This is a genomic window from Paenibacillus sp. FSL R5-0887, assembly GCF_038002305.1.
Taxonomy (GTDB): Bacteria; Bacillota; Bacilli; order Paenibacillales; family Paenibacillaceae; genus Paenibacillus_AQ; species Paenibacillus_AQ odorifer.
This window is the reverse complement of sequence record NZ_JBBOCE010000002.1, coordinates 2488369-2508565: the sequence shown is the minus strand read 5'-3', so window position 1 is coordinate 2508565 and position 20197 is coordinate 2488369. Positions and strand designations below refer to the sequence as shown.

23 protein-coding genes are annotated in these 20197 nt (G+C 45.8%); all 23 read right to left on the bottom strand.

Annotation, left to right across the window (positions count from 1 at the left end):
- Nucleotides 1–38: 38 nt before the first annotated feature.
- The gene (locus MKY14_RS28915; protein WP_076219973.1) at nt 39–1760 is read right to left on the bottom strand and encodes a phospho-sugar mutase; all 1722 of its coding nucleotides are present in this window, start codon (nt 1758–1760) and stop codon (nt 39–41) included.
- 42 nt (nt 1761–1802) lie between these two features.
- Entirely contained in the window at nt 1803–2225 is a 423-nt protein-coding gene (gene fabZ, locus MKY14_RS28910; RefSeq protein ID WP_036681536.1) for a 3-hydroxyacyl-ACP dehydratase FabZ, read from the bottom strand.
- A 263-nt stretch (nt 2226–2488) separates the two neighbouring features.
- A complete protein-coding gene (locus MKY14_RS28905) occupies nt 2489–2713 on the bottom strand; it encodes a DNA-directed RNA polymerase subunit beta (protein WP_036681538.1) in 225 nt (74 codons plus the stop codon).
- Nucleotides 2714–2723: 10 nt separating this feature from the next.
- A complete protein-coding gene (locus tag MKY14_RS28900) occupies nt 2724–3545 on the bottom strand; it encodes a flagellar hook-basal body protein (protein ID WP_076099680.1) in 822 nt (273 codons plus the stop codon).
- A gap of 51 nt (nt 3546–3596) precedes the next feature.
- Nucleotides 3597–4475, bottom strand: a complete 879-nt coding sequence (locus tag MKY14_RS28895) for a flagellar hook-basal body protein (protein ID WP_038573634.1) — start codon at nt 4473–4475, stop codon at nt 3597–3599.
- A 47-nt stretch (nt 4476–4522) separates the two neighbouring features.
- The gene (locus tag MKY14_RS28890; RefSeq protein WP_036681546.1) at nt 4523–5521 is read right to left on the bottom strand and encodes a rod shape-determining protein; all 999 of its coding nucleotides are present in this window, start codon (nt 5519–5521) and stop codon (nt 4523–4525) included.
- Nucleotides 5522–5650: 129 nt separating this feature from the next.
- Complete coding sequence (gene spoIIID / locus MKY14_RS28885) at nt 5651–5938, bottom strand: sporulation transcriptional regulator SpoIIID (RefSeq protein WP_036681548.1); 288 nt, start codon at nt 5936–5938, stop codon at nt 5651–5653.
- A gap of 273 nt (nt 5939–6211) precedes the next feature.
- Nucleotides 6212–6955 (bottom strand): M23 family metallopeptidase, encoded by a 744-nt coding sequence (locus MKY14_RS28880; RefSeq protein WP_076123922.1) that lies wholly within the window; start codon nt 6953–6955, stop codon nt 6212–6214.
- Nucleotides 6956–7016: 61 nt separating this feature from the next.
- On the bottom strand, nt 7017–8159 hold the full coding sequence (gene spoIID / locus MKY14_RS28875) for a stage II sporulation protein D (RefSeq protein WP_076179796.1): 1143 nt from the start codon (nt 8157–8159) through the stop codon (nt 7017–7019).
- A 216-nt stretch (nt 8160–8375) separates the two neighbouring features.
- A complete protein-coding gene (gene murA / locus MKY14_RS28870; protein WP_076123926.1) occupies nt 8376–9752 on the bottom strand; it encodes a UDP-N-acetylglucosamine 1-carboxyvinyltransferase in 1377 nt (458 codons plus the stop codon).
- A 199-nt stretch (nt 9753–9951) separates the two neighbouring features.
- Nucleotides 9952–10209, bottom strand: a complete 258-nt coding sequence (locus tag MKY14_RS28865; protein ID WP_036681556.1) for a DUF1146 family protein — start codon at nt 10207–10209, stop codon at nt 9952–9954.
- Nucleotides 10210–10404: 195 nt separating this feature from the next.
- Nucleotides 10405–10821: a F0F1 ATP synthase subunit epsilon gene (locus tag MKY14_RS28860; RefSeq protein ID WP_036681559.1), complete on the bottom strand. Its 417-nt coding sequence runs from the start codon at nt 10819–10821 to the stop codon at nt 10405–10407.
- Nucleotides 10822–10923: 102 nt separating this feature from the next.
- On the bottom strand, nt 10924–12324 hold the full coding sequence (atpD, locus tag MKY14_RS28855; RefSeq protein ID WP_036681562.1) for a F0F1 ATP synthase subunit beta: 1401 nt from the start codon (nt 12322–12324) through the stop codon (nt 10924–10926).
- 238 nt (nt 12325–12562) lie between these two features.
- A complete protein-coding gene (gene atpG, locus MKY14_RS28850) occupies nt 12563–13432 on the bottom strand; it encodes an ATP synthase F1 subunit gamma (protein ID WP_036681564.1) in 870 nt (289 codons plus the stop codon).
- 150 nt (nt 13433–13582) lie between these two features.
- The gene (gene atpA, locus MKY14_RS28845) at nt 13583–15094 is read right to left on the bottom strand and encodes a F0F1 ATP synthase subunit alpha (RefSeq protein WP_036681566.1); all 1512 of its coding nucleotides are present in this window, start codon (nt 15092–15094) and stop codon (nt 13583–13585) included.
- An 11-nt stretch (nt 15095–15105) separates the two neighbouring features.
- The gene (locus MKY14_RS28840) at nt 15106–15657 is read right to left on the bottom strand and encodes a F0F1 ATP synthase subunit delta (RefSeq protein WP_076123928.1); all 552 of its coding nucleotides are present in this window, start codon (nt 15655–15657) and stop codon (nt 15106–15108) included.
- The gene (gene atpF, locus MKY14_RS28835; protein ID WP_076123930.1) at nt 15654–16142 is read right to left on the bottom strand and encodes a F0F1 ATP synthase subunit B; all 489 of its coding nucleotides are present in this window, start codon (nt 16140–16142) and stop codon (nt 15654–15656) included. The genes MKY14_RS28840 and atpF overlap by 4 nt, the downstream gene beginning before the upstream one ends.
- Before the next feature lie 97 nt (nt 16143–16239).
- Nucleotides 16240–16452 carry a F0F1 ATP synthase subunit C gene (gene atpE / locus MKY14_RS28830; RefSeq protein WP_036681574.1) on the bottom strand — a complete coding sequence of 71 codons (213 nt, stop codon included), beginning with the start codon at nt 16450–16452 and terminating at the stop codon, nt 16240–16242.
- A 105-nt stretch (nt 16453–16557) separates the two neighbouring features.
- Nucleotides 16558–17325, bottom strand: a complete 768-nt coding sequence (gene atpB, locus MKY14_RS28825) for a F0F1 ATP synthase subunit A (protein WP_036681575.1) — start codon at nt 17323–17325, stop codon at nt 16558–16560.
- 29 nt (nt 17326–17354) lie between these two features.
- Complete coding sequence (locus MKY14_RS28820; RefSeq protein ID WP_036681578.1) at nt 17355–17732, bottom strand: ATP synthase subunit I; 378 nt, start codon at nt 17730–17732, stop codon at nt 17355–17357.
- Nucleotides 17725–17958: an AtpZ/AtpI family protein gene (locus MKY14_RS28815; protein WP_036681579.1), complete on the bottom strand. Its 234-nt coding sequence runs from the start codon at nt 17956–17958 to the stop codon at nt 17725–17727. Before MKY14_RS28815 ends, MKY14_RS28820 begins: the two co-directional genes overlap by 8 nt.
- A gap of 178 nt (nt 17959–18136) precedes the next feature.
- Nucleotides 18137–19297, bottom strand: a complete 1161-nt coding sequence (gene wecB, locus MKY14_RS28810; RefSeq protein ID WP_076123932.1) for a non-hydrolyzing UDP-N-acetylglucosamine 2-epimerase — start codon at nt 19295–19297, stop codon at nt 18137–18139.
- A gap of 58 nt (nt 19298–19355) precedes the next feature.
- The gene (gene upp, locus MKY14_RS28805; protein WP_036681583.1) at nt 19356–19985 is read right to left on the bottom strand and encodes a uracil phosphoribosyltransferase; all 630 of its coding nucleotides are present in this window, start codon (nt 19983–19985) and stop codon (nt 19356–19358) included.
- Nucleotides 19986–20197 lie beyond the last annotated feature (212 nt).

The window sequence follows — 20197 nt, the reverse complement described above, 5'->3', positions numbered from 1 at the left end:
AAAATATAATTCACAATATAGAAGGCACTCTATATTTATTATTGTCCCCCGTCAACGCGAGCCATAACCTGTTTCGACAGTGCAGCAACCTTATCCTTAGCATTCTGCAGGGAGTCACCCACTACTGCAAAATAAACCTTAATCTTAGGTTCTGTGCCGGAAGGGCGCAGGCAGAACCAAGATCCGTCAGCCAGCAAATACTTCAGTACATTTTCCTTCGGCAGTCCATTTAAGCCCAGGGAGTAATCCTGAATTTCTGTTACGGCAGATCCAGCAATTTCTTGTGGGGCATTAGAACGCCAATCATTCATGATTCCTTGAATTTGCGCAACGCCATCTTTGCCTTTCAGCGTACGGGACTCCAAGCTTTCCAAGAAGTATCCGAACTGCTTGTACAATTCCTGAAGAACATCATATAATGTTTTGCCTTGAGCTTTATAATAAGCACCTGCTTCAGCGATAAGCATAGCAGCAAGAACAGCATCCTTATCACGAGCATAATTGCCTGCAAGATAACCATAGCTTTCTTCATATCCGAAAAGATATGTGTATTCTCCGGATTGTTCGAACTGGGTCATCTTTTCTCCAATATATTTGAAGCCAGTCAGCGTATTAAATACAGTTGCACCATAATGAGAAGCTACAGCAGCCCCCATTTCACTAGTAACGATAGTCTTTACAACCGCACCATTGCTAGGCAGCTTTCCTTGTTCCTGCAAACGACTCAAATAGTAATGAATCATCAGTGCTCCGGATTGATTACCGGACAGAACAACAAATTTACCTTCATTGTCGCGAACTACCGCACCCATACGGTCTGCATCAGGATCTGTACCAATCAAAAGGTCAGCATTCAACTCTTCGCCCAGCTTCATAGCCAGCGTAAAAGCTTCACGCTCCTCCGGGTTCGGCGATTTCACTGTAGAGAATTCAGAATCCGGCTGTTCTTGCTCAGGTACAACATGTACCTGGGTGAACCCGATTTTCTCAAGTACACGGCGGACTGGCAAATTACCTGTACCATGCAGCGGAGTGTATACGATTTTGAAGTCTTTTCCAAGCGTAGAGGCAATCTCTTCACTCGCAAGACTGACCGCAGCAACAGTATCGGTAAACGCTTCGTCATCCTTCTCTCCTAGCCAGTGCAACAGCCCTTGAGCTTCAGCTTCTTCTTGCGAAATCCGCTTTACACCATCAAAAGTGTCAACCTCTAGTATGTAAGAAATGACCTTTTCGGCTTCGTGTGGTACAAGCTGTCCGCCTTCCGAATTATAGACCTTATAACCATTGTATTCAGGAGGGTTATGGCTCGCGGTGATTACAATACCACCCGTTGCTTTCAAATAACGCACGCTGAATGACAGCTGTGGTGTTGAACGAAGGGAGGTAAACAAATGCGCCTCGATGCCATTAGCAGCCAGTACAAGAGCAGCCTCAAGTGTGAATTCAGGCGAGAAGCGACGAGAGTCATGCGCGATAACAACCGAAGGTCTGCCTTCTCCAGTATGCTTTTCTAGAATATAATTAGCGAAGCCTTGTGTAGCTCTGCCAACAGTATAACGATTGATACGATTGCTGCCCGCACCAATAACCCCACGCAAGCCGCCTGTACCAAACTCTAAGTCTCTGTAAAAACGCTCTTCAAGCTCCTGTGGCTCATTCTCCAGAGCGCGAAGCTCTGCCTTTGTAGCTTCGTCAACAGAAGGGTCCTGCAACCAGCGGGATAATGTGTCTGCCGCTTTCGCACTTAATTGAGTCATATGAATCTCTCCTTTAGATATATTTATAGAAAAATAAAATATTTAGCTCAGAGCAAACATAATTTCTCCAGAGGCTACAACCTTACCTTCAACGGAAGCAGTAGCTTGTCCTTTTCCGATGCTGCCCTTAAGGCGGGTGATCTCTACTTCAAGAGTAAGTGTATCGCCCGGTACCACTTGACCACGAAAACGGAATCCGTCCAGCCCAGCTAAAAAACCGATTCGGCCGCGATTAGCTTCTACTCCCAGGATAGCAACCGCACCCACTTGTGCAAGGGCTTCTGTAATCAGTACACCCGGCATTACCGGATAGCCCGGAAAGTGACCTACAAAGAACGGTTCATTGATCGTTACATTTTTGATTCCTACAGCTTTTTTGCCCATTTCAATCTCGATAATTTTGTCCACCAGCAGAAATGGAGGCCGATGGGGGATGATTTCTTGAATTTGGTTGATATCCAGCATTATGACAAAACTCCTTTCGGATGTTGCACATTTTCTTTTATTCTTTGCCGAAATGCATAAAATTAGGCAGGTTCGGTAAAAACTATATTTATCCTTCACCAACTGCAGAAGTGGAGGTTGAGATAAGGGGCTTTCTCCACCGGATGCGGCAGCATGGCGGAGAGGGCCCTTTTTGCTGCCCGAGGCCCCCCACCATTATACATTTTTCAGCATAAAAAAGAAAACTCCCTTATATAACAAGGGAGTGGTTAAATCATCTTCATTTATGGAGCAAAAACCAAATCATATACATGTCTCCACGTGCTCCACTGCAGAGCATCGCTTAACTCTTTCTTACCCAGGACAACGTAACCGACGGCCAGACCGCCTCCAAGTGCAGCTACGAGAAGCAAGGGAATAAGAACCCATTGTATCATGGTCCATTTGGAGATCCCTCGTGGAGAGGGTTCTTTCTTCTCTTCCGATTTAACTTTTTCCTGTCGATCCATTCCTTCACCTCTACGCGCGCATGTTATTGGCTAGACCAAACATCTGATCACTGGACGAAAGTGCCCGAGCTACGAGTTGATACGTGCGTTGAATCTGCATCATTTCTGTCATTTCTGAGGTCATATCGACATTCGACTGCTCCAGCCATCCTGAGCGCACTCCAATTCCAGATGCCTCGCCTGCCGCTCTTTGTACAAAAGCCTGCTGTGCTGTAACCCCATCTGCAAGCATATAGAAATTCCCGTCGACAGCCTTTAAGGCATTCTGTGTCTTAGGTTCTACTATCATTATAGTACCCGCTACCTGAACAGGTCCATTCTCTGTCTTTTTTGTTAACACACGACCAGATTCATCGATAGCAGCATTCACACCTACAGGAACCGTTAGAGGTTTGCCCTCTGTATTTAAAACGGAGTTTCCTGTGTTATCAACCAATACCATCTTTTTGGCATCAGTCGTGTCAGGAATAAAGTGAAAATCGCCCTGACGTGTATACGCCGTAGTACCATTGACCTGAACACCAAAAAGCCCGTTGCCCTGAATGGCTAAGTCGGTCGGACTCCCTGTTTCTTTAAGGGGTCCCTCTTCCCAATTCGTTGAGATCGAAGGCACATAAGTCCCAAAACCCATATTAAAGCCTAGGGGTGTAGAACGGCCCGGTTGGTCATAATCATCTGATTGCTGTTGTACACGAGTCAGCACGTCCTCAAAAGAGCCCTGCTTGCTCTTATAACCATTGGTATCCATGTTGGCTAGATTATCCGCTATAATATCAAGCCGCTGCTGAAGGCTCGACATGGAGACTGCTGCACTAATCGTTGAGTTGTTCATAGATCAAACCTCCTATAAGCTCTACCTGTAAAGCTCATTCCTAAGCACTGCCTATACCCTGCCAACTTCACTTACAGCCTTCTGCAAGCTGCCATCATAATATTGAACAATCTTCTGGTTCGCTTCATAAGCCCGATAGGCGGCATTCAAATCCACAGTAACCTGAGTAGGATCTACATTGGAGCTTTCCAGGTAACCTTGGCGTACTTGCATGTTATCTGTTCCGTTAGAGAAACGGATATCTGCCGCCTCTACATCATCAGCGTGAAATACACCATTACCGTCACGTACAAGCTCCTGTGGCTTTGTTACTACACTCACACCAAGCTTGGTCCCTGTCGGAAGTCCTGTTACCGGATTAAGCAAATTACCCTGCCCGTCCACTTTAAGGGTGTCCTGATTTCCTGTCAAGACAAGGGGCTTGCCTGTGGAATCAAGAACCTTGAAGCCACCACTGCTCAGTACCTCTCCTGTAGCCGCGTTTATTGAGAAGCTCCCATTTCGCGTATACAGATTATTCCCTTCAGCATCCTGTACAGTAAAGAAGGCCTGTGGACGATAAACAACCTCACCCTCAGGGCTTACATATTTGCCTGAACCATCAAAGGAGATATTTTGACCTGTCACTGGATCAGCTACTTGCAAATCCGTAGATAAAGCAAAATCCATGGTCTTGCCGCTCTCCCTTAAATCACCCTGTAAATATTGGGATATCGATTGTTCTGCAAAAACCCCAGTGTTAAGGCGCCCCACTGGCTTTGTATTGCCATTACTCATAGCAGAGATCAGTACATCCGGAAAAGCATGATTGACACTGTCAACCTGCTTGTACCCCGTTGTATTCAAGTTAGCGATGTTCTGTGTTGCCGTATCATGTCTACGCTGCTGTGTAACCATACCTGCAGCGGCTGTATATAATCCTCTTATCATGAAGGTAGTCCCCTTCCGAATCTTTTGCTACCTTTTATATCGGCTGCTTAGAACTTTTTCTTAACGACCTTGTCCAAATTATCTAGCATTATTCCGGTTCCCTTAACTACACAATGCATCGGGTCTTCCGCTATCCACACCGGAACATGTAATTCTTCTGAGAGGAGCTCGTCCAATCCATTAAGTAAAGCGCCACCACCAGTTAGAACAACACCCCGGTCAATAATATCTGCTGATAGCTCAGGCGGTGTACGTTCCAGAACGGACTTAGCAGCTGCCACAATAGAAGAAACCGGATCCCATAGTGCTTCTTTTACCTCGCCTGAAGTAATAGTGAGCGTCTGAGGGAGTCCACTTACCATATCACGACCACGAATATCCATTTCAGCCTGCATCAGGCCTGGACGCACGGTGCCAATTGTAACCTTAATATCCTCTGCCGTACGTTCACCGATTAACAGCTTATACTTTTGTTTAATATATCTTAAAATGGCCTCATCGAACTTGTCTCCTGCGACTTTAATCGAAGAAGCGGTAACGACGTCGCCCATAGAAAGTACGGCTACATCCGTCGTTCCGCCACCGATATCGACGACCATGTTCCCACTAGGCTGATAAATATCCATTCCCGCTCCGATTGCAGCGGCTTTTGGCTCTTCCTCCATAAAAACTTCCTTAGCCCCGCTCCGCTCTGCCGCTTCCCGTATGGACTTCTGTTCCACAGATGTAATATTTGTAGGGGCGCAAATCAGAATACGGGGCCGTGCGTACCAGGACCGGCCGCCAACGCGGTCGATAAAATACTTGAGCATCATTTCTGTGATTTCAAAATCTGCAATGACACCATCCCGGAGAGGACGGATTGTTATAATATTTCCAGGTGTACGTCCAACCATGCGACGTGCCTGTTCTCCCACCGCAAGGACTCTCTTCGTATCACTTTCAAGTGTGACCACGGAAGGTTCATCCAGAACGACTCCCCTTCCCTTAACATGTATGAGCACATTGGCCGTGCCGAGGTCGATTCCGATATCCTTGCTAAACATAATGAAAGAGCCCCCAAAGTGTTATTTTAATTGAAAAAACAGCAGTTAGTACTAAATTTAAAAATACCATACTTTAGGGGAAGTACACAATGTATTAAAGCTGAATATTTCCTTAAATTTCCGAAAATCTCATGGCTTTGATGCTACAGCAACCTCACGTTTTTTCCCCGTCGATTTTTTATATTTGATTTTTGTGGCTTCTCCCCCCCGAAGATGTCGGATGGACTTGTGATATTCGAGAATGTGCTTCACCTGATCGGCCAGATCAGGGTTGATCTCTGGCAGACGCTCAGTTAAATCTTTATGCACCGTGCTCTTTGAAACGCCAAATTCCTTGGCTATGGTCCGGACCGTATGCCTGGTTTCCACGATGCAGCGTCCGATTTTGATCGTACGTTCCTTGATGTAATCGTGCACGCTCCCGCCTCCCAACTGTGGATAGTTTGGTACATTATATGAGGGGCGGGCTTATATATTCGCGCTTTCAAGACATGACAAGCTATGGAGGGCTCATTTTATTTAATGGACAACCTAATAACCCGTGTTATTAGCATGATGAAAAGCCGTCGTTCTCCCTTTAGGTCAACAACCGTTTCCCGCGTAAACAAAAGGCTCATCACAAACACAACCTTAAAAATCCTTATATACACAAAAAAAATAGGGGGCTTTCGCCCCCTGCTATAGAAATTTTTATCGCTGTGGCAGTAAATCCGATGGATTGACTACTTTGCCATCTTCGTACACTTCAAAGTGTACATGATTTCCAAGGTCCTTTTCGATCTCACTGCGACCAGCTGTGGCAAGAGTATCTCCTTGCTTCACTACATCGCCTTGTTTAACTTTTGTTTCACCAAGACTTTGGTATACAGTCTTCAAATTACCTTGATGGGTAATTTCAATCACTTTACCTAATACCGCAACATCTTCCACTCTGGTCACTTCACCGCTGAGCGCTGCTTTAACATCGAACGTATTGTTGTCTTCACGGGCAATATCGATTCCGACATTAGGAATAAATTTGTCGTTATATTGCACCATAGCGGCAACGTGATTGTCCTCTGTACCATTCTCATCATAATACGGCTTAACTACTTCTACTTCACCTGGATTAGCTACTGGCCAAGTCATACTTTCCGTTGAAGCAACAACTTCAAGTGCATCTGGACCTCCGGTTGTCGTACCAGCTTCGTTAGCGGAAGTTCCTACTTGCTGCGAAGTGGCGGCGGTGTCCTGGTTGAGCGGCTTCTGGCCGGCATCCTGATAGACCCACACCAAGGTTAGTATAATTGCCGCTGCCGCCGTGTAGACTGCTGGGAATACCCAACGTTTAGATACCAGTCTGTTCCATGAAGAAGGTTTTGCACCAGGTAAATCTCCCTGAGTTTTTTTGAGAGATTCATCTTGGTTTGTTTTGTTTTTGTCTTGTTCATTCATATGGTTATCACCTCAGTAACCAGTGTTACCGGGGTTTTCTCTTTTATACGTATCTTTCAAGTTATTTTTTCAGAAGAGTTGAGATTTGTGTAAATGAGATACCACTATAATAGTGTTTGAGAATTTGGGTAGCAGTTCCACCCTCTTTAGCCATCCCATTTGCCCCCCACTGGCTCATCCCTACTCCATGCCCATTTCCGAAGGTCGTGATTAAGATCTTATTCCCCTTACGACTCCAACTGAATTGGCTGGATCGTAGGCCCAGCTTCTCTCTCACTTCACGTCCAGTAAATATAGAGCCTCCAATTGAGACCTCTTTAATCCGATGTCCAGTGGTAAGAGACAATACTTCCATAGGTAATCTTGAAGATGATGAAATCTTCGTTGTAGTTCCTGAATTGGTAGTTTCTTTGGAGGCTGGAATGACTTTATCGTTCAGACCCAATCTAGTAAGTATTTCAGCAACAGTAAAGGTGTTAGTCACTGCATAGTTTGGGGTAATCTCTTTCTCCCAAGGACTCGTCACGCTGCGCAGATAGGGAATCGCTGCATTCCAATACTCTTCTGAGTTCTCAGTATATCCTCCACTGGAGGCGAAAAAGGAGGCCGTTATCGGCTGCCCTTTATATGTCATGATCACTCCGCGCGTCTCAAGGACCGCGCGCTGCAGCTTTGCGAGGTCGGCGCTTCTTCCGCCGAGCTTCCATTGCCGTTCCAGCGTGTCCTTAGATATGTAAGCCTGATGGCTTACCGTATCGGTTACATCCGCCTCCGGAACGGGTACGCCGCTTCTGTCGCCAGCCACCAGGCGGCGCATGATAAAGGTGCGGGCAGCTACGGCCTGCGCTTTGAGCGCTTCAAGCTCAAAGTCGGCCGGCATCTCGGCCGCAAGCACGCCGCGGACGTAGTCCTCCAGCGGCAATGTCTCTATTTGTCCGCTGTGTGACAAATAGACAGAGACGTCCGGCTGCGGCGCTTCCTGCGCAGCCGTCTCCGGCGCCGCCGGAGGGGCCGTGACCGTCGGCACGGCCACAGGCGCCGGTTGTCCCCGGTGTAGTGGGACAACCGCCAGCGGAATCAGCAGCGCCGCCAGGAAAGGCGCTGCGAGCCAGGCGACGGGGATGAGTCGCCTGCGCCGGGGAGCAAGGGGACGCGAGTGCCAGCGCGTTGTCTTGTTTCTTCGCAAGTAGCGGAAATCTTTCATCTCTATGGCTCCTTCCGTGAATCACTGGTGATTCTTATAGATATGAATTTGCAGCAACTGCTAGAACACAATTTGAGAGAAAGAGAGTTCCTGTCCTCAATCTATTACTAGACCACAGGCTATTAAATTGCATACAAAAAAATCCCCATCAAATGAGGATTCCATAAAAAAAGACCAAGCTGCAAACTGCAGCCTGGTCTCTCCTAATGATTGATATTATACCCAAGTTGGTTGAACCTGAAAGCGTGGTTTAACCTCTTCGTTTTTAGTCGATTCACTCTTGGATACTTCCGGTTTAAGAACTTCATCCTTCACGGTTTGCGCTGAAGTATCTTCCATGGAGATGCGCCAAATTTCCGCACCCAATCCGGACAGTTTCTCAGCCAAATGAACATACCCGCGGTCAATATGATGAGTTCCGCTTACTTCAGTAGTGCCCTCAGCAACCAGACCTGCCAAAATAAGCGCAGCTCCCGCACGCAGATCCGTAGCACAAACCTTAGCTCCGACCAATTGTGCATTACCTGTAACGATCGCCGAGCGACCTTCGATCTTAATCTCAGCATTCATGTTGTGGAATTCATCCACATGCATAAACCGGTTCTCAAATACGGTTTCTGTAACGACACTAGTACCTTCAGAACGCAGCAATAATGCCATCATTTGCGACTGCATATCCGTAGGAAAACCTGGATACGGCAAAGTCTTCAAATCAACAGCTTTGAGAGGCTTGTCACTGATTACACGAATACCGTTCTCGTCGGGAATAATGGTTACACCCATTTCTTCCATCTTAGCAATAACAGGACCTAAGTGATCAGCAATTGCGCCTTCCACATATACATCGCCACCGGTAATTGCTGCAGCCGCCATGTACGTACCTGCTTCGATACGGTCAGGGATTACATGATGTTTGACCCCATGCAGACGTTCTACCCCTTCAATACGGATAACGCCTGTTCCCGCACCGCGTACGATTGCGCCCATACCATTCAAGTAATTGGCCAGGTCGACAATCTCAGGCTCCTTAGCCGCATTCTCGATAACGGTCACGCCTTCGGCTAATGTAGCTGCCATCATTATATTTTCGGTCGCACCTACGCTTGCTACATCCAAATACACTTTGGCACCGCGCAGGCGTCCGTTGCTTTTCGCTTCAATGTAGCCCTGGCCGAGACTAATCTCCGCACCCAGTGCTTCAAACCCTTTCAAATGCTGATCAATCGGTCGTGTACCAATGGCACAGCCGCCTGGCAGGGAAATTCTTGTCTGACCAAGTCTAGATAACAGTGGGCCCATGACTAAAAAAGACGCCCGCATTTTTCGAACCCATTCATAAGGTGCTTCACAGGATGTGATATTTGTAGCATCCACCTGGATAATATCGTTCTGATATGTAACCCCTGCACCCAGAGATTCCAGCATTTTTGATATCGTCATCACATCATCAAGCGGAGGTGCGTCTACAATGACGCTTACTCCTTCTTCTGCCAATAGAGAGGCGGCTATGATCGGTAATACGGAATTTTTTGCGCCGCTAACTTTCACGCTCCCGGTCAATCTGTTGCCACCGCGGACGATAAATTTGCTCATTTTCGGTTTCCCTCCGCGTCCATTATTTCTTAAATTATTTTTTTAGATTAAAGTAATTGCAAAAAAGTTCTCTACTCCATCAATACGCCCATTTACTCGGGCATGTTCCTTAAAGTTCAGTGTTGACATAATAAAACCTTATTATTCGACACCTTTTGACCACTGCGACCTAAGACACTTATAACCAAACTACATCCCCTTAAAACATATATCGGATCATCCCACTCCAGCTCAGGTAATCCAGGAAGAACCCCGCTACAAAACGACCAAGTACAATGGCCAACAGCAAGTGCAGCAGCCTTCCCTGAGGACTCTTGGGATATCTTATGACCAAATCGAGCTTAAGGTTCTGCAATGCCCACCAAGATAATACAACACTGAGCAAAGATACAATCATTGAGACCATACTGCTGGTTCCAACTGCGCTAGACAACCCACCCGACAATATATCCTCCATGCTAACCCTCCGTGTTCGTATTACTCGGAAATCGACTCTTATATCATACTTGTGAAGGGCAAAAGAATCCAGTACTTTTACAAATTTTTAAACAATTCAACGCCATTATCCAAAATAATGAAGAAATTTTAACCTTTTTTCAATAGATTACTATAATAAAAAGCAGTCAAACCCTAAGGCTTGACTGCTTTTATCCTACTGTTGTCCTTTTCCAGTGGACACTTTAATCCGTGTAACAGCGCGTTGCAGCGCCAATTCCGCACGGCGGTGATCGATATCATCTTGTTTGCTCCGAGTCTGGAGACGGCGTTGAGCCCGTTCTCTAGCCGCTTCGGCGCGCTCAACATCGATATCTGTTGGCAGCTCGGCACTTTCAGCCAGCACGGTTACTTTGTCCTTATGCACTTCTACGAACCCGCCATGAACAGCGATGGAGATCGTAACACCGTCCGATTTGACGGATAACGGAGCAACCTGAAGTGGAGTCACAAGCGGAATGTGTCCCGGCAAAATACCCAACTCGCCTTCGACCCCTCTTACAATCAAGCTATTCACTTGCTTGGAGTAAACGAGATGCTCCGGCGTGACAATTTCCAACAAAAAGGTATTCACTTCCATTCCTCCTTAAAGCTTTACATTGTAAAGCTCGCTTCGAAAGCATGCACTAAGCTTTACGAAGTAAAGCTTGCATCGAAAGCATTAGCTAAGCTCAGGTTACATCGATTTCGCTTTTTCTACTGCTTCTTCAATCGTACCTACAAATAGGAAAGCTGCTTCTGGAAGATCATCATGCTTACCATCCAGGATTTCCTTAAAGCTGCGTACAGTTTCTTTGATTGGTACATATTTACCCTTAAAGCCAGTGAACTGTTCAGCCACGTGGAATGGCTGCGACAGGAAGCGTTCAACTTTACGAGCACGAGCTACGATAACCTTATCATCCTCACTCAATTCATCCATACCCAAGATGGCAATGATGTCTTGAAGCTCGGTATAACGTTGCAGCAATTGTTTAACACCTTGTGCCACGTTGTAATGTTCTTCACCAACAATTTCTGGAGCGAGCAAACGCGAGCTGGAAGCCAGTGGGTCAACCGCTGGGAAAATCCCCTTCTCGGAAATTTTACGCTCAAGGTTAGTTGTTGCATCCAAGTGAGCAAACGCTGTAGCCGGAGCAGGGTCAGTGTAGTCATCCGCCGGTACGTAGATTGCTTGAATCGATGTAACTGAACCTTTTTTAGTCGATGTGATACGCTCTTGCAGCTGGCCCATTTCAGTAGCCAGAGTCGGCTGATAACCAACCGCAGATGGCATACGGCCGAGAAGAGCGGACACTTCGGAACCCGCTTGGGTAAAGCGGAATATATTATCGATAAAGAGCAGCGTATCGCGGCCTTCCACATCACGGAAATATTCCGCCATGGTCAAACCGGTCAAAGCTACACGAAGACGTGCACCTGGAGGCTCATTCATTTGTCCGAAGACCATTGCTGTCTTCTTAATAACGCCGGAATCCGTCATTTCGTGATAAAGGTCATTACCTTCACGAGTACGTTCACCGACACCTGCGAATACGGAAATACCACCGTGCTCTTGGGCAATGTTATTAATCAATTCTTGGATTGTTACTGTTTTACCTACGCCGGCACCGCCGAAGAGGCCGACTTTACCACCCTTAGCATAAGGTGCGAGCAAGTCGATAACTTTAATACCTGTTTCCAAGATTTCCGCTTGTGTTGACAATTCGTCAAATGTTGGTGCGAGACGGTGAATCGGGTTCTTTTTCTCAGCAAGAACTTCACCAGCGTTATCAATTGGATTGCCAAGTACGTTAAATACACGGCCTAATGTCGCTTCCCCTACAGGAACCGAAATTGGGCCTCCTTGATCGATTGCATCCAGTCCACGAACCAGACCATCAGTAGAAGACATCGCGATACAACGTACCAGATTGTCTCCCAAGTGATTGGAAACCTCAAGTGTTAGGTTAAGCTGACGACCATTGTCCAAGACGGTTTCAATTTTGATAGCGTTGAAAATCTCGGGCAACTGGCCGCGTTCAAATTCAATATCGACAACCGGACCCATAATGCTTACAACGCGTCCTTTGTTCATCTTCTTTTCCCTCCTCGAAAGCTGTTACATCAAGAAGAAACGACGTTGTCGTCATATAAAGATGACAACCGTTTCTCGTAGAAATATAAGCATTTTGTATAGTGTAAAACCATACTTTCTTATATTTTAAGAAGAACTTACAGTGCCGTTCTTAAGGAGCTATGCACCCTAAGCAAGCGACACTGTTTCTCGTAAAACACAAGACAAGTTAAGCACTTAGTTTAACTTTTCTTGTATTTTAAGACTGCGCGTTCGCTCCGGCCACGATCTCGGTAATTTCCTGCGTAATTGCCGCCTGACGGGCACGGTTGTACGTAAGGGTAAGTTCTCCGATCATTTTCGACGCGTTCTTCGTTGCACTGCCCATAGCTGTCATTTTCGCACCCAGCTCACTGGCCTTGCCATCCAGAATAGCGCTATAAATCAAAGTTTCAGCGTACTTTGGAAGCAATACTTCTAGCACGCCTTCCGGTGAAGGTTCATATTCGTAGTTTGCAGAAGCTTCATGATGCTCTTGATTCCCTACTCCATCCATAGGCAACAGTCTCTCAACGGTTGGGATCTGGGTGATAGCATTGACGAATTGATTGTAACAAACATACAACTCATCATACGTACCATCTACAAACTGCTGTACTGCCGAATTCGCGATAGACTTGATGTCAGCAAACTTCGGCGCATCCGACAGCTCAGTAACTTCCTGTACAATCGGATATTCACGGCGACGTAGAAAGTCACGGCCCTTACGACCAATAACAAACAATGCGTACTCATCTTTGGACTTATGCTTCTCCGCGATGAGCATCGTCACCTTACGCAAAATATTAGCGTTGTAACCACCTGCAAGCCCTCTATCAGAGGTAACGATTAGATAACCAGTCTTCTTCACAGGGCGGCTAACCAGCATAGGGTGTTGAACACCTTCTGTGCCAGCCGCAATGCTCGATACAACCTCTTTTAGCTTCTCAGCATAAGGACGGGCGGCAATTGCCTTCTCCTGAGCTTTTCTCAGCTTGGATGCGGCTACCATTTCCATCGCTTTTGTGATCTGTCTTGTGTTTTGAACACTCTTAATTTGACGTTTAATATCACGCATGCTTCTTGCCATGATTTCACCACCTTAGAGCTTTGACGGAGTCAAAGCTAACTTCGTAAGCATCATCTTAGCTTTGACGGAGTCAAAGCTACTTCATAAGCACAGCCTGAGCTTCGGCAGAGCCAAAGCTCACTTAGTAAAATCCGTTAAAGTCTATCTATATTAGCTAGTAGCGAAACCTCTTTTAAAGGTATCAATCGCTGCTTTAAGAGCGGCTTCGTTATCAGCTGTCAAATCTTTTGTATCCCTGATGGATTGAGCTACATCAGCAGCACTGCTATCCATGTAAGCAAGGAATTCCTTTTCAAAACGTTTTACGTCTTTAACTGGAATATCATCCAAATATCCTTTTACAGCTGTGTACAAGCTAAGTACTTGATGCTCAACAGACAACGGCTGATTCACACCTTGTTTCAGAACTTCCATCATACGTGCCCCGCGATTCAGACGGGCAAGTGTAGATTTATCAAGATCTGAGCCGAACTGTGAGAAGGCTTGAAGTTCGCGATATTGGGCAAGATCCAGACGGAGCGAGCCGGCTACCTTCTTCATCGCTTTGATTTGAGCGGAGCCCCCTACACGGGAAACGGAGATACCGACGTTGATCGCCGGACGTTGACCAGAGTAGAACAGATCGGATTCAAGGAAGATTTGACCATCTGTAATCGAGATTACGTTCGTAGGAATGTAAGCTGATACGTCAGATGCCTGTGTTTCGATAAATGGAAGTGCGGTTAATGAACCACCACCGAGCTCATCACTAAGCTTAGCTGCACGCTCCAAAAGACGGGAGTGCAAGTAGAATACGTCACCCGGGAATGCTTCACGACCCGGTGGACGACGAAGCAGCAAGGACAATTCGCGATAAGCCGAAGCTTGTTTCGAAAGGTCATCGTAAATGATCAGTACGTGCTCGCCCTTGTACATGAAGTATTCGCCCATTGCGCAACCTGCGTATGGAGCAATGTACAACAATGGGGACGGCTCGGAAGCCGATGCAGTTACAACGATTGTATATTCCAAAGCGCCATGACGGCGAAGAGTTTCTACAACCTGTGCTACTGTGGATTGCTTTTGACCAATGGCAACATAAATACATTTCATACCGTTGCCTTTTTGGTTGATAATCGCGTCAATTGCGATTGCAGTCTTACCTGTTTGACGGTCACCAATGATAAGTTCGCGTTGTCCACGACCGATTGGTACCATCGCATCAATGGCTTTAAGACCTGTTTGCATCGGTTCATGTACCGATTTACGATCGATAACACCTGGTGCATTATTTTCTACAGGACGGAATTCAGTTGTAGCAATTGGGCCTTTGCCGTCAAGCGGCATACCAAGTGCGTTAACTACACGACCGAGCAGAGCTTCACCAACAGGAACTTGCATAATTTGTCCTGTACGTTTTACTTGATCGCCTTCACGAATTTCCTTGTACTCACCCAGAATAACAACACCGACGTTGCTTTCTTCCAGATTGAGCGCCATGCCCACTACTCCGTTGGAGAACTCTAGCAATTCGCCAGCCATTGCGTTTTCCAGACCGTAGACACGGGCGATACCGTCGCCGACTTGAATGACGGTGCCGACTTCGGCAACTTCGATATCGGCTTTATATTCCTCAATTTGACTTTTGATCAAAGTGCTGATCTCTTCAGGTCTGATGCCCAATATCCTCACCCCTATCTTCTATGCTTATCATTAAAGGATTTCTCGAGACGCTCCAATTTGTTAGACAGACTGCCGTCATACAGCGTATCGCCGATATAAACTTTCAGTCCTCCCAACAGGCTTGGGTCCACCACATTCGTAATCCGGATTTTACGGTTTACGAGTTGGCCGAATTCTGCAGCTACAGCTGCTTTTTCTTCTTCACTTAAAGAATAAACAGAGTATACCTTAGCATCACCAATGCCAAGAGCGTCTCCTTCAATCTTGATATACGTATCCAGCAGATCGGCAAAAATATCGGTTCTGCCTCGCTCTACTAACAATTCTACAATGTTCATCACGATGGGAGAGAGCTTATCTTGAAGCGCTGTGCGCAGCACTTTCAGCTTGTCGGACTCCGAGATGCGCGGTGCAAGAATAAACCGCTTTATCTCTTGGTCGGAATGTAATAATCCAACCACTGCCTTGAGCTCTTCTTCTACTTCAAGGGTAATCCCTTTCTCTACCGCTGCACTGTACAATGCTCTAGCGTAGCGCTTGGCAACTACCGTATCGCGGCTCATGATTGGCCTCCTACCTCTTTGAGGTATTGGTTCACAAGTTGCTCCTGCTCGCCGTTAGCACTAACTTCTTTCTTAAGAAGTTTAGAAGCAATACGAACAGATGCCGTTCCAATTTCGCTGCGCAACTCTTCCACTGCTTTGTTCTTTTCGTTCTCGATATCGCGCACGGCCTCTTCTTTGACACGTGCTGCATCTGCTTTGGCTTGTGCCAAAGTTTGTTCTACCTGTAGATTGCTTGTGATTTGCGATTGTTGAATAATCTGTTGAGCTTCCTGGCGTGCACTGTTCAGCGCTTGCTTCTGCTCTTCCACATACGCGACCGCTTGTTCTCTAGTCTTCGCAGCTTCGTCCATTTGCTGCATTACCAGCTCACGGCGTTTCTCCATAACTGCAAAAAGTTTGCTGAACGCATACTTGCTAAGCAAGAAATATAAAATCCCAAAGGCGACAATTGAAAATACTATGTTTGTCCAAACAATATCCACTGAGGTCACTCCCTTCCGTTACCGCGTCATGCGGACGTATACAAAAGTAAGGCGCGGATGGCATCGGCCGTCCCCGCCAAACCGTAACTACGGTTTATTAAGTAAACATAATCAGGAATGCGATAACTGTTGCTGCCAACGGAATAACTTCGACGATACCTACACCAATAAACATTGTTGTTTGCAAAGCATTTTTCGCTTCTGGTTGACGAGCGATGGACTCAACTGTTCTACTAACGATCATACCGTTACCAAGACCTGCGCCAAGTGCACCCAATCCAACCGCTATTGCTGCTGCTAAAAATTCCATTTGTAAATATCCTCCTTTAATTTCGGTTCATATTTGTGTTTAATGATATAAGATATCTCCCACGAAGGAAAATCAGACGATAGCCGTTCTCTTCGCAGCAGTTCATTAATGTGCTTCTTCTTCGTGAATCGTCATCTGTGCGATATAAACCATCGTCAGAATCGTAAAGATAAACGCTTGTAGTGCCCCGACGAAAATACTGAAGCCCTGCCATACAGCCAGGAACGGAATACTGAGAATCCCCAGCTTCAAAATGACTGTAATCAGTACTTCTCCGGCGAAAATGTTAGCGAATAGACGAATAGCCAACGCTACAGGTTTTGCCAGGTTTTCGATAATGTTCAGTGGCAAAAAGATTGGAAACGGCTCGATGTAGTGTTTGAAATAATGTTTGCCGTTGAGCTTAATGCCCAGAAAGTTCATCAGTACAAATACTATGATTGCCAATCCTGCAGTGACGTTAATGTCAGCAGTTGGCGACTTGTACCATAAAATTTCTGCATGCTCACCATTCGCCAAGTTCTTAGTTGCTTCAATCACGTGGCCAAACACTGTTACAGGTCCATGCGCCTCAGTTACAACGGAGAAAGGCAATCCAAGTAGATTGGAAACAAAGATAAACAGAATCAATGTCAACCCTAAAGATATGTAAGGTTTTCCTTTCTTCAGATCCATGGCACTGCTTATGACACCCTCTACAAATTCCACAACCCATTCCATGAAGTTCTGAAGCTTGGATGGATTTTCAACGGAAAGCTTACGAACCGAAAGCATAACCAGAACAAACACCACTGTACAACTGATCAGAAGCATCAACACGGCGGATAAATCTATCGGTATTCCCCCGACAAATATTTTCGGCATGTCATGCATAGTATCATCCCCCTTTCTCTTTAATCTGGTTAAAGCTTATTCTTCACACTCAGATATATCCCCGCAGGAATGGCGAGAAGCTGAGGAATGAATACGCCCGAAACAGTTGCTACCAGGGAGAAATGCTCAATCTTGACCGAGAACATGGTGACCAAAATTGCGAAGCTAATCCGTGTAACAAAACCGAGGCTGAAGGCATTCCCTTCGTTGCTCGCAATCGACTGCGTAACCCGTCGAACCTTGACGGCCAGATAACGAAAGTTTACCAATCCCGCCACCAGACCCAGAGTCATGCCCAGTGTAATCGCCCGGGTCTCATGATGAAGCACCCAGCCCATTAAGAGTCCTGCCATAAGGACGAGCGTAACTCTAGTGACGGTATTGATCATGGGAGTCATATTATCCATTCTGCTCCCCCAAAAATTTTTTAATTAACAAGGCGACATTCACAATTCCCAGAATCATTCCAGTTATAGTGCCAATGGCGAGCCAATATTTCGGCCCCTCCATCAGGTCTTTCAGCCATCTTGCCGCAAAAAAACCAATAAGAATGTAAGCGGCAAGCAAAGTGCCTGCACTTCCAATGACAAGCGCGGTCTGTAACAAGCTGTCCTTGCTATTTTGTTCTTTCATGGGCTACAATCCCAACTAATTTTACTGAATTTCCTGAGTCTTTGTCAATTCATTGAACATTGCCTAAAAACCCTTGAAAACATGAAAATAATCACAGCAAAACGTTCCAAAACCATATAAACCGTACAGTTTCACTGTATGTTGATTTTAATCAGATCAGATATTAGTTTAATTGAAATTATTTATTTTTTGTGAACATTCTGTGAAACTCTTCAGGACGTTCCTTATTAACACCAAAATGGTGCAAAATCGCATTGACAATCCGTTGGGAAGCCTTGCCATCTCCATACGGGTTGGCGGCCCGACTCATCGACTGATAGAGCTCATTATCAGTCAAAAGAGCATGTGTCCGTTGATACACCTTCTCCTCGTCCGTGCCCACAAGTTCCAGCGTTCCAGCCTCTATCCCTTCGGGACGCTCCGTTGTATCACGAAGCACAAGAACAGGCACTCCATAAGAAGGAGCTTCCTCTTGCAGACCGCCGGAATCGGTCAATATCAAGTGGGTATGCGGATAAAAATTATGCAGGTCCACGACATCCAGCGGATCAATCAGCTTAATTCTCGGATGTCCTCCCAGTATCTCATGCGCAGGTTCCTTAACGGCAGGACTCGGATGCACAGGGTAAACAATGGCGACATCTTCGAATTCATCAGCGATTCTTTTAATAGCTCGGAAGATATTACGATGCGGTTCACCTTGAGATTCTCTGCGGTGAGCGGTCATCAAAATAAGTCTTTTTCCTGAAGCAAAATCCAAAACAGGATGCCGGTAATCCGGCTGTACGGTATATTGAAACACATCAGTTACGGTGTTGCCTGTGATATAAATACTTGATTCTTTTTTGTTCTCGTGTCTCAGATTGTTAGCTGACAAATCGGTTGGAGCGAAATGCAGATCAGCTAACACACCTGTGAGTTGACGGTTCATTTCTTCAGGATACGGAGACAATTTGTTCCATGTCCTAAGTCCTGCTTCTACGTGCCCAACCTGAATTTGCTGCAGGAAGGAAGCGTAACTAGCTAAAAACGTTGTTAAGGTGTCCCCATGCACCAGCACGAGGTCAGGTTTAACTTCTTTCAGTACAGGTTCCAAACCTTCAAGCACACGAATAGTAATCTCATTCAAGGTCTGACGGTCCTTCATCACGTCCAAATCGTAATCAGGGGTGATATTAAACACTTCCAACACTTGATCGAGCAGTTCTCTATGCTGTGCTGTTACACATACTATTGATTCGATATGCTCAGGATGCTTCTTCAGTTCAAGAACCAGAGGAGCCATCTTGATCGCCTCGGGGCGCACTCCGAAAATAGTCATTACTTTGATTTTGGACATAACCCCTACCCTCTCATCAAATATTCTCGCATTACTATACTTAATACTTAATTACTTATTACTTGGTTCCATAAAGACGGTCACCAGCATCACCAAGACCTGGCACGATGTAACCATGTTCATTCAAATGATCATCAAGCGCTGCAACATAAATATCAACATCCGGATGAGCTTCCTGAACTGCAGCAACACCTTCTGGCGCTGCAATCAAGTTCATCATTTTGATCTGTGTACAACCACGATTCTTCAGTGAGGTAATCGCAGCAATTGCGGATCCGCCTGTAGCAAGCATCGGGTCAATTACTATCAACTCACGTTCCTGTACATCCGTTGGAAGCTTGATATAATACTCCACTGGTTGAAGAGTGTCTGGATCACGGAAAAGCCCTACATGTCCTACTTTAGCCGCAGGTAGAAGCTTCAGTACACCTTCAAGCATACCTAAACCCGCACGAAGAATAGGAATAAGCCCCAGCATTCTTCCCGAAATCACTTTGCTTTCCGTCTCAGTGACCGGTGTTTGTACCGTAATGGTCTCTAGTGGAATATCACGTGTAATCTCATAAGCCATCAATGTGGCAACTTCGTCAACATGTTCTCTGAAATCCTTCGTGTTTGTTCTAACGTCGCGAATAAATGTTAGTTTGTGTTGAATTAAAGGATGATCGCAAATCACCAATTTTCCCATTTACTGTCCCTCCGGTAATTGTAAGTCTTGTCTATAGCCATAGAAAGCGCTTTGCTTCTCAGTGGCTAAATCCTGTCTATTATAGCACTCCCGCCGCTGCATTTCACCTCAGAATGGTACTTGAACTCACATTGAACATATTCCTTTGTATTTCCTTGTTTTTAAAGGTAATGATTGGCTTAATTAGGAAACCAATCACTTATAAAACCTAG